At 44.7% G+C, this 14,505-nt stretch carries 10 protein-coding genes; 2 read left to right on the forward strand and 8 right to left on the reverse strand.

Features of this window, described 5'->3' with window-relative positions:
• Positions 1 to 2 precede the first annotated feature (2 nt).
• From AC0LWT_RS07570 to AC0LWT_RS07605, 8 genes are all read right to left on the reverse strand, one after another.
• A complete protein-coding gene (locus tag AC0LWT_RS07570; protein ID WP_474680616.1) occupies positions 3 to 3,041 on the reverse strand; it encodes a glycoside hydrolase family 2 TIM barrel-domain containing protein in 3,039 nt (1,012 codons plus the stop codon).
• A gap of 19 nt (positions 3,042 to 3,060) precedes the next feature.
• The gene (locus AC0LWT_RS07575; RefSeq protein WP_474680617.1) at positions 3,061 to 4,344 is read right to left on the reverse strand and encodes a glycoside hydrolase family 125 protein; all 1,284 of its coding nucleotides are present in this window, start codon (positions 4,342 to 4,344) and stop codon (positions 3,061 to 3,063) included.
• Complete coding sequence (locus AC0LWT_RS07580; protein WP_474680618.1) at positions 4,344 to 5,714, reverse strand: family 4 glycosyl hydrolase; 1,371 nt, start codon at positions 5,712 to 5,714, stop codon at positions 4,344 to 4,346. Before AC0LWT_RS07580 ends, AC0LWT_RS07575 begins: the two co-directional genes overlap by 1 nt.
• Positions 5,714 to 6,667 (reverse strand): carbohydrate kinase family protein, encoded by a 954-nt coding sequence (locus AC0LWT_RS07585; RefSeq protein WP_474680619.1) that lies wholly within the window; start codon positions 6,665 to 6,667, stop codon positions 5,714 to 5,716. Before AC0LWT_RS07585 ends, AC0LWT_RS07580 begins: the two co-directional genes overlap by 1 nt.
• A 70-nt stretch (positions 6,668 to 6,737) precedes the next feature.
• Positions 6,738 to 7,763 (reverse strand): LacI family DNA-binding transcriptional regulator, encoded by a 1,026-nt coding sequence (locus tag AC0LWT_RS07590; protein ID WP_474680620.1) that lies wholly within the window; start codon positions 7,761 to 7,763, stop codon positions 6,738 to 6,740.
• 48 nt (positions 7,764 to 7,811) lie between these two features.
• Positions 7,812 to 8,639, reverse strand: coding sequence for a carbohydrate ABC transporter permease (locus AC0LWT_RS07595; protein ID WP_474680621.1), 828 nt, complete (start codon positions 8,637 to 8,639; stop codon positions 7,812 to 7,814).
• 18 nt (positions 8,640 to 8,657) lie between these two features.
• Positions 8,658 to 9,542, reverse strand: a complete 885-nt coding sequence (locus AC0LWT_RS07600) for a carbohydrate ABC transporter permease (protein WP_474680622.1) — start codon at positions 9,540 to 9,542, stop codon at positions 8,658 to 8,660.
• Positions 9,543 to 9,629: 87 nt separating this feature from the next.
• A complete protein-coding gene (locus tag AC0LWT_RS07605) occupies positions 9,630 to 10,937 on the reverse strand; it encodes an ABC transporter substrate-binding protein (protein ID WP_474680623.1) in 1,308 nt (435 codons plus the stop codon).
• A 455-nt stretch (positions 10,938 to 11,392) separates the two neighbouring features.
• Between AC0LWT_RS07605 and AC0LWT_RS07610 the strand changes: the two genes are divergently transcribed.
• Both AC0LWT_RS07610 and AC0LWT_RS07615 read left to right on the forward strand, forming a co-directional pair.
• Positions 11,393 to 12,277, forward strand: a complete 885-nt coding sequence (locus AC0LWT_RS07610) for an AraC family transcriptional regulator (protein ID WP_474680624.1) — start codon at positions 11,393 to 11,395, stop codon at positions 12,275 to 12,277.
• Between the two features lie 140 nt (positions 12,278 to 12,417).
• The gene (locus AC0LWT_RS07615; protein WP_474680625.1) at positions 12,418 to 14,415 is read left to right on the forward strand and encodes an alpha-amylase family protein; all 1,998 of its coding nucleotides are present in this window, start codon (positions 12,418 to 12,420) and stop codon (positions 14,413 to 14,415) included.
• Positions 14,416 to 14,505 lie beyond the last annotated feature (90 nt).

A 14,505-nucleotide genomic window follows, 5' to 3' on the forward strand; every position in this document is an offset into this window, starting at 1 on the left:
ATCTATTCATCCTCTTTAAACACCGGCATTAATCGGAGTTCAAACGCGAATTCTTTCTCATCAAGACGGTATGGCTCAAGAAGCTGCGGTCCACAAGAATTGGATCCTACCCCGCTCATCTTATAATCCAGATGGACGATCGTTTCCTTCCTCTTCTCAAGCTCGTAGTTATGACCCGCTCTTGTCAAATCCTCTGGCGTAAAATGGGCCACATTCAAAGAGAAATCCTCTGGTGAGGAAAACTTGATGCCCATCCCTTGCTCATTGGAAACAATAGCCCACTCTGTTCCATACCTGGACCCATTTTCCTGAGGCATAATGTAATCTTCAAACATCTCATCGACGGTCATCAGGTATCTGCCTTTTTTCACGCTTTGACGCTTGTCGATATAACTCTCATGCGGTCCGAAACCTAAGTATTCGACTTCCTCCATACCTTGAGGCATCGTAAGCTGAAGGCCAAAACGAGGAAGATAGTCCTGCTTTTCTCCCGCTTTTACTTGCAGCTTGACTGAAATCTCGCCATTGCCATCTACTCTCCATATTGCTTCTCCTTGAAGGACGGTAAACCGGCTATCACTGCTTAGGGAGAAATCACTCTGGATTTCAACAGTTGTTTCGTCAATTTTTGTCCAATTACAGCGGTAGATCTTCATTGCCGTTCGGTCATAACCTGCGTTCAACCATCTTTCCTTCACATGCATGTCATTATCCGTTGGAGCGCGCCAAATTGTAAGCCCAGCCGGAGCCTGGAGCATATTCACTCCCTGCTTGGACATCTTCTGTATCGTTCCGCTATACAAATCAAAGGAATGGCAGAAATCAAAACCTTCGATCATCAGGATATCTCCCTCCTGATAAGTTTGAAGAGGGAACATCTGCCGTAAGCTATCACCAGATTCTTTCACCTGCTCCACGGGCAATCCAAACTGTTCAAATGTGATTTCGTAACCGGCTTCCGCCCAATTCATCTGTTCCTTCAACCAACAGGATAAGGTCAGCATATAGGTTCCCGCTGAGGTTTCCGGCAAATCATAAGGAATTGTCACCATTTGATGACTATGCGGTGCGGCATCAATAGACGAAAGCTGTCCCTGCTGGACGATCTGTCCGTCCATTTCTACCTTCCAATGAAGCCCCAAATGGGATAAATCGATGAAGTCGTAAAGGATCGTTACCTTGATCGTACCTTTTCGCAAATCCTGCGCTTCAATGCGAATGGGTGCGATCACCTTTTTGAGCTCCAGCAGCCCCGTATGCGGTTTCCTATCCGGCGTAACCAGACCATCGATACAGAAATTGCCGTCGTTAGGCTTATCTCCAAAATCGCCCCCATAAGCAAAGAAAGGCGTACCATCTTTCGACACGGTTTTGATGCCGTGATCGCACCACTCCCACACACAGCCGCCCATGAGCTTCGGATATTTGTAAATGGCATCCCAATAATCCTTCAAATCGCCTGGACCATTCCCCATTGCATGGCTGTATTCGCACAGGAACAGCGGCTTCTTCTGTTTCTCGTCCTGGGCATATGTTTCAATTTCTTGCACGGAAGCATACATTCGGCTTACCATATCGAGACTCTCCACGTCGGAATTAGCTTGATTTGAAGCAGCACCTTCATAATGAACCGGTATGGACGCATCACGCGATTGGGTCCATTCAGCCATCGCGATATGGTTAACATCGTAACCAGATTCGTTGCCCAATGACCACATCACGATCGACGGATGATTCTTATCCCGTTCCACCATACGAATAGCCCGATCTAGAAACGAGGCTTTCCATTCAGGTTTCTGAGAAAGCAGATGGATATTCGTATCATTCCATTCCTCGCTGGCCGTCCCCATGCCATGGCATTCCAAGTCAGCTTCATCAATGACATAGAAACCGTACTCGTCGCATAGATCCATAAATCGGGAATCATTCGGATAATGGGAAGTACGGATCGTGTTGATGTTATGCTTCTTCATCAGAACGAGATCTTTGATCATATGATTCAGCGGAATCGTTTGTCCGAGCTCAGGATGGGAATCGTGGCGATTGACGCCTTTTAGCTTGACCGCCTGTCCATTGATCTGGAAAACACCATCTGTAATTGTTATTTGCCTGAATCCGACTGGAAAATGAAGCACCTCATTGCCGCTATGAACATAGAGTTGGTACAGATTCGGTTTCTCGGCATTCCACAAGACCGGATCCGTCACCTCGAAACGAAGCGTGCCTTTTCCGTCGACAGCAGCTTCATCCGTACCCACAATGTTGCCTTCCGCATCCTTTAATTCGGCTCGGATCGTAACCTGACCCGTCGTTTCCAGTTCTGATAGCAGAGTCACCTTCCGGAAACCGTCTTGGAACGTTTGTTTATTGAACACATCTCGAACATGGACAGAATCGCGTGCAAGTAAATATACATCCCGGAAGATTCCGGAATACCGCCACGCATCTTGGTCTTCCAGATAAGAACCGTCGCACCATTTCAACACCATGACGGCAATACGGTTTTTCCCTTCGCGGAGCAAGGAAGATACGTTGAATTCCGCAGGTACTCGGCTGCCTTGACTGTAACCGGCAAACTTGCCGTTTACCCATAGGTAAAAGCAAGAATTAACCCCTTCAAAGACGATATATTTGTCCTTTTTGTCCCAGTGACCCGAAAGGTTGAACTCTCTCACATACAGTCCGGCTGGGTTGTTATCCGGTACATAAGGAGGATCGCAAGGAAAAGGATAATTGATATTGGTGTATTGAAGCTGATCATAACCATTCACCTGCCAGCAAGAAGGAACGATTAATTCGTCCCAAGCGCTGACATTCGCCGATTCCTCGTAGAAAGCTTCTTCTACATCCCTAACACTGCGATGATATTGGAACTTCCAACTTCCATTCAATGTCTGATAAAAAGGGGAACGCGCGCGTTTACCGGATTTCGCAGATCCCGCATCCGCATAAGGGATATAATGGGCTCGGGGAATCTCCCTGTTCACCTGCAAAACGCTTAAGTCTTCCCAATATCGATTGATGTGAATCAATGTGACCACTCTCTCCTTCGTCAAGGCATTATGAATTAAAGTAACCTTTTACCATCAGACGGTGGATCAACTCACCGAATAAGCTGTTGGCCCAAGCGAACCATGGGCGCGTATAATCGGTCGGGGAATTCGGATCAAACCCTTCATGCATATACCCCGTATCCGCATCCGTCCTCAGCAGCATCTCCAGAAGCTCACTTACTTCGGTTTCATCCTCTGAGGTAAGGGCCTGCATTGCCAGGCTGATCGGCCAAATGTAGCCAGCCGGTGTATGCGGACTTCCGATCCCCTTCGCATATTTCCCCTCAAAGAAGTATGAATTGTCACTGCTTAGAACAAATCTACGCGTATTCTGATAGACTGGATCCTCAAAGGTCGTGTAACCCAAATAAGGAATCGACAGCAAGCTGGGAACATTGGCGTCATCCATCAGGTTGTAATTGCCGAATCCGTCTGTTTCATACGCATAGATCTTTCCGTACTTAGGATGAAGATAAGTGCCGTAGGTTTGAATGCCACAGTCTATCTCTTCGCGAAGCTCCGCCGCAAACTGTACACACTCCTGATCGTCCCATACGATCCGGGCAATTTCCTCGATGTATCGGAGTACCACGACCGCAAACATATTAGCTGGAATCAAATAGCCGAACGTACAAGCATCGTCGCTTGGCCGGAATCCAGACCAAGTCATCCCTGTATAATTTACGGGCATACCCATCCGATTATTACGCAGCGTGTCACTTGGCGGACAAGCTACTCGGGCGAACCGGTAAGGAGATTGTTCGGCGTGTCTTTGTTCCGTTTTCCATAGCGAGATAATGATATGAACCGCTGTCCGGAAGGAATCGTCGAACATATCCGTCCGTCCCGTCGCCTTCCAAAACAAATAAGACAGTTGGATCGGGTAACAGAGCGAATCAATTTCGTATTTGCGTTCCCAAATCCACGGATTCAGCTCGGTCAGATCCTGATCGTACCGGTTATCGTTCGCTTCCTCATTGAACGCATTTGCATAAGGGTCGATATGAATATAGGCGATTTGCCTGCGAATCAAGCCCGCAACGATGTCCTGCAGTTCTTTATCTCCGACCGTAAGCGGTATATAATGCCTTACCTGCGCGCTGGAATCCCTTAACCACATCGCTGGGATATCCCCAGTGAATACAAAGGCGGTATTATCGTTCATGATTTTAGTTGTCGTTTCAAGCGTATTCGGGTAGCAGTTCTTGAACATGGCAAGCATTTTCGGGTGCCCGGCAAGCTTGATCTCCGCTTCTTCAAGCAAGGAGGTGACAGCATTAGGCAAGTTCATTATTTCCAATCCCCCAGAATATCCTTATAGGCTTCCAAATAATCATCGACAAGCAGCTTAGCAATGGAATAGGAATTAACAAGCGGGTGAACCGTGAGTGCCTGGATAGCCAAATCACGCGACTTATGTTTAACAGCTTCAACGGTAAGCCGTTCGAACAGTTTCACATTTTTCATCAACAGGCTCATTTCCTCTGGCACGGAACCGATGTGAACTGGCTTTGCTCCGTCTTTCGTAATAACACAAGAAATTTCAACGACGTCATCGTCCGCGAACCCTTCGATACTGCCTTCATTCGGTACGGATAGGACAATATTATGGGTCGCACCCGTTTGCAGCGACTCCACGAAATCCAGCATGACACCTGCATATCCAAGGGAGTTAGGCAATTCCAGCTGATCTGTCGGTAACACTGGCTTCGACGCCGAATTAGTTTCAATCGCCATGTAAGAAGCTTCCCTTTTTTGCGTATAGTACAGATAGGTTTGAATGGCTTCATCCGGGTTGCTTTCAATATCCATCTCACGTAAGATACCCAGCATTTCCTTATTATTCTCAGCGATCATTTGGCCGCGCGTCATGCCTGATTTGACAATATTGGCGAAGGCCTTTTCGCGGTGGTAGTAATAGTACAAATATTCATTCGGCAGAAAAGGAAGTGATTTCAGCAAATCGCTGTCGAACATTTTGAATTCGTCCACCCGACTTGTAAAATCAGGATCATTCTTAAGCTCCGCCATAATGTCCTTGCCTTGGTAAATCACTTTGGTCATCCATGACAAATGATTTAGTCCGAAAAATTCAACTTCAAGCTCCTTCGGATCGATCTCTAGCTGCTCCGCCATTCTCAGCTTCGTATGGCTTGGCGAATCGCAGATTCCGATCACCCGATCGTAACCCGCATTTCGCAAGGATTGCGTTACGAGTCCAGACGGGTTCGAGAAATTAAAGATCCAGGCTTGCGGCGCAAGCTCCTTAGCAATCTCGCAATATTCCATGAGAACTGGAATCGTACGAATCGCCATCGAGAACCCGGCTGGCCCCGTCGTTTCTTGACCGATCACGCCATGCTTTAGAGCGATCTGCTCATCTACATACCGTGACCATTCCTTACCTACACGTACCGTAGTTACAATGTAATCGGCACCCTTAATGGCTTCGCGGCTATCTGTCGTCGTCTCCAATTGAAGATTGATTCCGCTACGATCGATAACGATTTGGCATAATTTGGATATAACAGCAAGCTGCTCCTCATCCGTATCATGAAGAACAAGCTTAGTAATTCCGGCATCTTCTGCTTTTAACGTTAAGCTTTTGGTAAATAACACGGCGCGAACCCCGCCGCCTCCGATTAAGGTCAATTTCATCATTACGCCTCCATACGTTCTTTGATATGATCTCCGAATTGAAGGATAAAGGCATCAAGCCCATCCTTGTCCGGTGTGCCCGTGCTGCCGCCGTGAGCGCCGACAGATAGTGCTCCGCAAACATTTCCGTACTGCAAGCATGTTTCTACTTGTTGACCCGTCAAATATCCATAAATATAGCCAGCGTTAAATGAATCCCCTGCGCCAGTTGTATCTACAGTCTCGGCAGGAAAAGCCGAGTGATAAATTATCCGGCCCTCCTTCATGGCTGCGGCCCCTTTTGGACCAAGTTTAACTACAATATGATTGGAGTAATTCGCCATAAAACGTAAACTTTCTTCTATATCATCGAAGCCTGTGTAATGAAAAGCTTCCGTTTCGTTCATTAGAAACACATCAAAGTAAGTCATTAAATCGAAAACACCCTTAAACCACTCGCCGGAATCATCCCAGCCTACATCACAGGAAAGAGTCATACCCATCTCCTTAAGTAGTTTGGCCATCGCGATGAATTCTTCGTGGTTGCGTCTTCCTCTATATCCGGTTACGTGGACATGTTTCCCTTGAGCGATTTGTGACAGGTCCAAATCCTTTATATGAAGCTCCATATTGGATCCCCCATAAGTAATAAATGACCGATCCGCCTCGGGATTAATCGCTATCGTAATACCGGTATTACTCGTTTTACTCGTTCTTATCAAACTGGTATCGATACCATATCGACCGAACTCGTCTCGAACATAATGGCCGTAGCTATCATCTCCAAGAACACCGTTAAAAGCTACATCAAGCCCAAGCTTAGCGAGTGAAATCGCGAACAAAGCCGCTCCCCCGCCAACATGCATCGTCATATTATTAACGAAAATCTCTTGCCCAGGCTGAGGAATTTGAGTAAGTCCTGCCACAACGAGATCGATATTGGCGTCACCGATGACCACCGCATCAAATTTTTTCAATATACTCTCCCTCTCTCAATCCAGATAAATAAATATCTATGCGTTTACATTTCTCTATATCTACGTTTTTCTATGCCTTTTTGTCTTCACGATAAGGCCCACAGCTATTGCGGACAACAAGCTTGTGTTTCAAAATGATATCTGCCTTTGGCGTTTCCGTTTCTCCTGTAATCAAATCAAGCAGCGTTTCCACCGTAACTTTCCCCATTTCTTGAATAGGCTGCTCCATCGAGGATAACTGTGGTCGAACCAACTCCGTCAACTGACTTCCGTCAAATCCTATGACCGAAATGTCTTCAGGAACTTGCAACTGATGATCATGAATGCAATTCATAGCCCCTACAGCCATATCATCACTCACAGCAAATACAGCGGTTGGATGGGTACCGCAAGCCAGAATCTCTTTCATCAGATTGTATCCGCTTTGTATTTTATAATCGCCGAACCGAATGTACTCATCTACGATGGGGATGCTGCGCTCGGATAGAGCATCGCGGTACCCGATATAGCGATTTTGGCCGGAGGTCACATCTCTCATGTCCCCGCCAATAAAGCCAATTCGTTGATGTCCAAGCTCTATCAAATAATGGGTTGCATCGAAGGCTGCCGCGTAATCATCAATGATCACAGAAAGGAACGTTTGATCAGTTGGTCTTACACTTGAGAAAATAATCGGAATGTCCAGTTTATTCAAAAATGCCCGGATTTCATCATTCAATTTCTCATGCATAATGATAATGCCATCAACGCGCATTTCATGAAATACTTTCAAATATTTGAATTCCTTATCGGTATCCTCAATAATGTTACACACCAAAAGATTGTAATCATTCCGACTTGCTGTTTCTTCAATACTGCTTAGAATAGTCGAGTAAAAGCTTGACGTGAGGTCTGGGACAATGACACCGATAAGGTTCGTCTTTTTCCGTACCAGACTCCTTGCGATATGACTAGGCGCGTACCCGAGCTCGTCGATAGCTCTCTTCACTTTAGCTTTTAGATCGTCCTTTACGTATTTCTCTCCATTAAGCACCCGCGAAACCGTAGTCACGGAAACACCCGCTTGTTTGGCGACATCTTTAATCTTTGGAGCCAACTTTGTCACCCTACCTTCCGAAAAACGTGTTCTCTTCCAACGTATATCTTAGCTTTTTACTGCCCCCTCTGTGATCCCAGCGATGAATTGTCTGCTCACAATAAGGAAGAAGACAATCAATGGAAGGGTAGCCATAAGAGCTCCAGTCATGACCATGGAATAGTCTGCCGAATGAGCCGATTTTAACTGCTGCAAGGCCAACATCAATGTGAATTTGGATGTATCCGTCAATACGATCAATGGCCATAAGTAATCTTCCCAAACTCCCATAAACGTCGTGATAGCGAGAAAGGCTAGTGCAGGTCTTAGAATCGGCAAAGCAACATGCCAATACTGTCCAAATTTATTACAGCCATCGATTCTCGCAGCCTCAAGCAAATCATCATGAATCGCAAGCGCATATTGCCTGATCCAGAAAATTCCGAATGCACTTGCCATGCCCGGGATAATCAAGGCCTTATAACTTCCCAACCACCCAAACTCCTTAATGATGATGAATTGCGGGACAAGCAGCATTTGCGCAGGAATCATCATCGTAGCCATCATGGCAAAAAAGAGCAATTTAGAACCTGGAAACTTAAATTTGGCAAACGCAAATCCCGTCAATGAATTGAAAAATAGCTGAAGCGTGCAGCTCATTAAGGCAATGGAAACTGTGTTGAAGAAGGCACGAATAAAATTGCTTTTCTCCAATACATGATGAAAGTTATTCATAAAATTAGTTCCGAACGTTAACTTCGGAGGAAAAGCAAAGATTGCACTTGTCTCATTCGTAGACATGACAATAAGCCAGTAAAACGGAAATATGGAAATCGCGACACCGATCAACAATAAACTATTTACGATTACTTTTTTGGTCAATACTTCAACAATCATCTTGTATTCTCCTTTTTATCAATCATCCGATCTGTTGAAAAACTTCCAATTGAGGACGGATAATAAGCCGATGATGATGAATAACACCCAAGATACCGCAGCTGCATAACCATAATTCTGATAATTAAAACCTTCCCGGAACATATAGAGAACGATCGTATCGGTACCTGGGTATGGTGCTTGATTTCCAGCTAATACTTGAGGTTCCGTGAAAATTTGAAACCCGCCGATGGTCGACATCATCACTGAGAACAAGATGATGGGTCTGAGCATGGGTATCGTAATTTGGGTGAAAGTTTGAAATAATGTAGCGCCATCCAGCTCTGCTGCTTCGTACAGATCTTTTGGAATTCTTTGCAAGCCCGATAAATAAATAACTGCGTTATACCCCATATATCTCCATGAAATCATGGCGGCAATCACGACTCTGGCCCCAAATTCAGAATTTAACCACGCGATCTTATGAAAGCCGATTTTTTCCATCAAATAGTTAATCAACCCGTATTCGTTGCCGAACAAAGACTGAAAGATAATGACAACAGCCACCATAGCCGTTACATTCGGAAGAAAATAAGCAATTCTATAAAAGCCTTTGAATCTTACGATGGATAAATTGATGATATAGGCGACGACCAATGCACATAGAAGCTGCGGGGCGTTCCCCAATATCCAAAGTGCGATATTGTTGACTAACACCTTCCAAAAAGTCGGATCATGGAGCATATAATCAAAATTCTTGAATCCAACATATTTCATTTCCCCGATTCCATCCCATTTATGTACGGCTAAGTACATCGAGAACAAAATGGGAAATACAGAAAAGATCAGGAACAAAAGATAAAATGGAGAAATAAATAGATACAGTGTTCTGCTCTTATAAATTTCTTTAAAAAGACCTCCCATGCTATTCCTCCGCTAATTGGATAAGGCGAGGAAGTCCCTTTCCTCACCTGCATCCATTATTTCATTCATTTTCTTGCCAAATCCAGTTTAGCGTGAAAGCTGCCTTTTAATTTTCTCCTGCGCATCTTTCCAAGCTTTTTCCGGGTCTTTCTTCTGCGTGTCAATTAATCCAATTTCATCGGTCAAAGAAGTACCGACCATATCGTCTCTTGCATCGACAAGTGCGATTTTTACATCTTTTGCCGCGTCAGCGAATATCGGGCTCAAATCTTGATTTCCGAAGAACTCATTTTTATTGACCATTTCAGGCTTCGTGTAAACTTCCGGCGTAGACGGATAGTTACCGAATTCCTTGTATCCAGCAACCAGATTGTCAGGGCTTGTAAGGAATTTAATCACTTCATAAGCTTCTTTCGGATTTTTCGTTGTTTTCAACAATCCGAAGAATGATCCACCTTGATTGCCCACGCCACCAGGCGGGTAGGCAATCTCCCATTTCCCTTTCGTGTCAGGAGCTGCGCCAATCAAATCACCAACGGCCCAAGACGCCCCGATGAAAGAAGAAACTTTGCTGTTGTTCATGGCAGCATTTTTCTCAGCATCACTAACATTCGGGTACGTTAAGCCGGATTGGTATGCTTTCACAGCCAAATCCCAAGCACCTTTGATATGGGCCTGATCACCAATATATTTCCCATCTTCCGTAAAATAACCTTGGCTATTCTGGCCTATGATGTTTCTGAAAACATCCACAATGGATAGCAATTGCGATCCAGTTGCGTCTTTCACTTTCTGCTGAAGACTGAAATAATCTCCCCATGTCTTCACTTGGCTCTTAATGGCTTCCGGCGTGCTAGGCACTCCCGCCTTCTCAAACAAATCTTTGCGGTAGTACATAACTACAGGAGCGACGTCGATCGGCAAGCCGATCAAATATTTGTTATCTGCTGACGCGGCCATTTTCCATTTCCAGTCCAAATACTGAGGCTGAATGTCCTTAGCGCCTTGGTCGTATAGATTGACGAATTTTTCTTTGTAAGGCAGCATGGAAGAAATCCAGCTATCCATCGCTACGATGTCCGGCCCGCTTCCTCCACCTGAGATGGTTGTTTTTAACTTGGTAGCATAGTCACCCCCGGACGGAAGTTTCTGTGCTTGCAAATCAATATTCGGAAATTTTTTCTTCGCTGCTTCAATGGTTGAATCGGATATCGCACCGTTCCAATACCACATCGTTAACGAAATCTTCTGGTTAGAAGCGCTTTCATTTTGATTAGAACCGGTCGTTGTTGGTTTTTGCGTCGAAGTACTCGTATTATTCTGGTCACCACAGGCAGAAACGACAAGAATCAAACTAAGAGCTAGTGGCACACTATACAATGCTTTAAATTTCATAGTTTTGTTCCTCCGATTTAGAGAAATTTGATATCACATCAGACATTTGTAACTCCAAGGCTCATTTCAGCTTTCCCCAACCACATACGACGCCCTCTTGATTTCACGTTTTCCATTAGCATAAACATTTCGTCTAAGAATTATTTCTGGTATCGATTCCAGAATGACAGGCAAAACGTCCGCAGAGGCTAACCACCTTCCCGTGTAAGATTACAATCTGGTATCGATACCAACTTCAGCGTTAAATACCCAAATAATTAAAATCTGAATACATAAAGCGTTTTCTGGTATCGATACCAGAAGGTTTACTATGCTTCTGGTTCAAAGTATAAATCGATTATCTTCTTTTGACAATGGCATAAATTTACAAATGTTTTATTTTTTCATCCTGCAAATCTCATTCATAAAGTATTGTATTATACAAATATTAAGGTGATCGAGGTGACACTGCATATATGAATCTAGAAGTGAAAACGATACAACTTTCGGACATTGTGCCGCAAATATTTCGTGCCGATTATTTTCCGTTTCGTCCCAATGAGCGAATTGGTCCGCGCACATCGTTCGTACATTCATTTGTATACATTTATGAAGGCAAGGGTTCAATATCCATTGGAACATCTATGTATTCCTGTACCAGAGAAGAGCTATTTTACATTCCGCCGGGCCTGCCCCACTCTTTTCATTCAGATCACCAGCATCCGATGGTTCATGCTTCGATTTACTTTGATTGGATCAACACGAGACCCCGAGCGGGAGATATGTCTTTGTTTCATTTCGGAGACCAGATCTGTGATACTTCCGAGTGCTCACCTAACGTCGTATTTCACGATTTGCCTACGATTCCTACCAAAATGCACGCCCCCAAACAGATGAGATGGATGGAATTATATCTGCATGTCATTGAAAATATCGAGCAGACACAGGAAGATGCCAAGCTTTTCAGAAGGGCTGCTTTTGAGCAATTTGTTTCAGAATTGGCGAGCTTCTGGCGGAATCCCATCCTTAAAAGTGACAGAAGAATGCAATCGATCATGAAGCAAATGAAGGAATTTCCTCAACATAATATTTCTATTGAGCAATGGGCTTCACAACTAGGGATAAGCACATCGTATCTGCATAAGTTATTTATCCAGGAAATAGGCATGAGCCCTCATTCTTATGCGATTAAATGCAAGCTGGAGAGAGCCAAAAAGATTCTGCGTGAGACCAATCTGTCTATCACCGATATCACCGAAGACCTTGGTTTTGGTTCCATACATTACTTCTCGCGATTATTTACGCAAAATTACGGCGAGTCACCCTCCGCATATCGCAAACGATTAAGGGAGGGATATTAAAAAGATTAGGATAGTTTTGTATAAATAGCGCACATTCCTTCAAAGACAGTCCACAGCGCTTTTGTTATTCTAAATGTGAGTTTCCATCCGGATTGACGGTTCACAAGGAATAACAATACACGTAGAAAGAATGTGAATCTATGAAGTCATTTACATCTATTCGTTACCGCCAAGTCCACCTGGACTTCCATACGTCCGAGCACATTACCGGCGTTGGCAGAGATTTCGATGAAGAACAATTCATCTCTGTTTTGCAAAGTGCTCAAGTAGATACAATCAACGTCTTCGCGATGTGCCATCATGGTTGGAGTTATTTTGACACGAAGGTCGGGAAGCCACACCCTCATTTGGAAACGAATATGTTGCCGCGCATGCTAGATGCTTGCGCCAAAAATGACATCGAAGCTCCAATATATATTACGGTTGGATTTAATGAGCTTTCTGCCCGCGAGCACCCTGATTGGGTGGCGATCGCCCCCGAAGGTGATGACCCTTACGGTCCACCGAAATCGGATCCAGAGGCCCCCCGTTCGTCCGGCTTTGACGGTTGGCATATGCTGTGTCTGAACACACCGTACTTACAGTATCTTCTGGACTATACGAAGGAAGTTACGGAGAGATTCCAGCCAATCGGCATCTTTTACGATATTGTAGGAGAATATCCTTGCGTATGTTCTTACTGCCGCGCTAGCCTCAAAGAAATGGGGCTTGATGCAAACAACGCGGATCACCGCAAGCAATTGGCCAAACAAGTGTACTTGAATTACTTGCAGAAGACCTCCGAACTAATCTGGTCCCTTAACCCGGGAACCAGACTGTATCATAACTGCTGCACGGAAAAAATGGGCGAAAAACAATACTACCCTTACTATTCACATTACGACATCGAATCGCTGCCAACAGGCGGATGGGGTTATGATTACTTCACCAGCATGGTTCGGTACATTCGCAAACAAGACTTCCAGTATCTTGGAATGACAGGGAAATTCCACAAATCGTGGGGAGAATTCGGCGGATTCAAAAATCCGGCTGCTCTGAAGTATGAATGCCAGCAAATGCTAGCTTTCGGCGCAAGAATTTGTATCGGGGATCAGCTCCACCCAGACGGACGAATGGACGAAGAAACCTACCGGATTATTGGGGAAGCTTTCGATGGAATTGCGGCCAAAGAACCATGGTGTATGGATACGACCAGCATAGCCGAGATTGCCATCCTTTCAGCCAATGCTCTCATGGATGCCGATGATAGCCGAACAAGTGACATGGGTGCTTATATGATGCTGGAAGAGGGCCACTATTTGTTCGATATCATTGATGACTCGATGGACTTCTCCGTCTATCGAATTATCGTACTGCCCGACTGCATTCGAGTATCTGATACCTTACAGTGCAAACTTGAAGATTATATAGCTAGCGGCGGAAATGTGATTTTGAGCGCAGAAAGTGGACTTTGGGCTGACCGACCTGAATTCGCGCTAGATCTAGGCGTTGAATTTAAAGGGAAATCAGAGTGGGATGTGGATTACACCTTAGTCACTCATCAACTAACTGGTTCACTAGTGAGATCCCCTTTTCTCAATTATGAATCGGGTTATCAAGTTCAGGTGAACAAAGCTGAACTGTTGGCCCAGTCCTACAGGCCTTATTTCAACCGTAGATACGGGCATTTCTGTTCGCATCTCCATGCTCCGGCCAAAGAAGAAGCGGATTATCCGGCCGTTATTAAACACGGCAATATCATCTATATCGCTCAACCTCTATTCAGGTTGTATCGGAAACATGGCGTGCAGCTATATAGAGACTTATTCCTTGCGTGTGTTAAACAGTTTATCTCAGCACCAACAGTGAAAACCGATCTGCCTTCCGCTGGTAGAGTAAACCTGACCCGTCAATCCAATGGGACTGAATACGTGCTGCATTTGCTCTATGCCGTTCCCATCTTGCGTGGAGATACCCAGATCATCGAAGATGTGGTTACATTAAAAGACATCTCCGTGCAGATCAAATTGGACGAGTCGGTAAAACAAGCCATGCTGCTGCCCGAGATGATAACTATACCTCATATGACGAACGAAGAAGGCTATACTTGCGTGTCCGTGAGTCTTACAGGTCACCAAATGATCTTATTTCAAACTTAAAGTTCGTTTAAAAGACGATTCTAATTCATTTTTTTGAATAAGGAATCGTCTTTTATTGTTCTTAAAGGAAACAACAATTGACTTTTCGAC

The sequence above is a fragment of the Paenibacillus sp. sgz302164 genome (assembly GCF_056120505.1).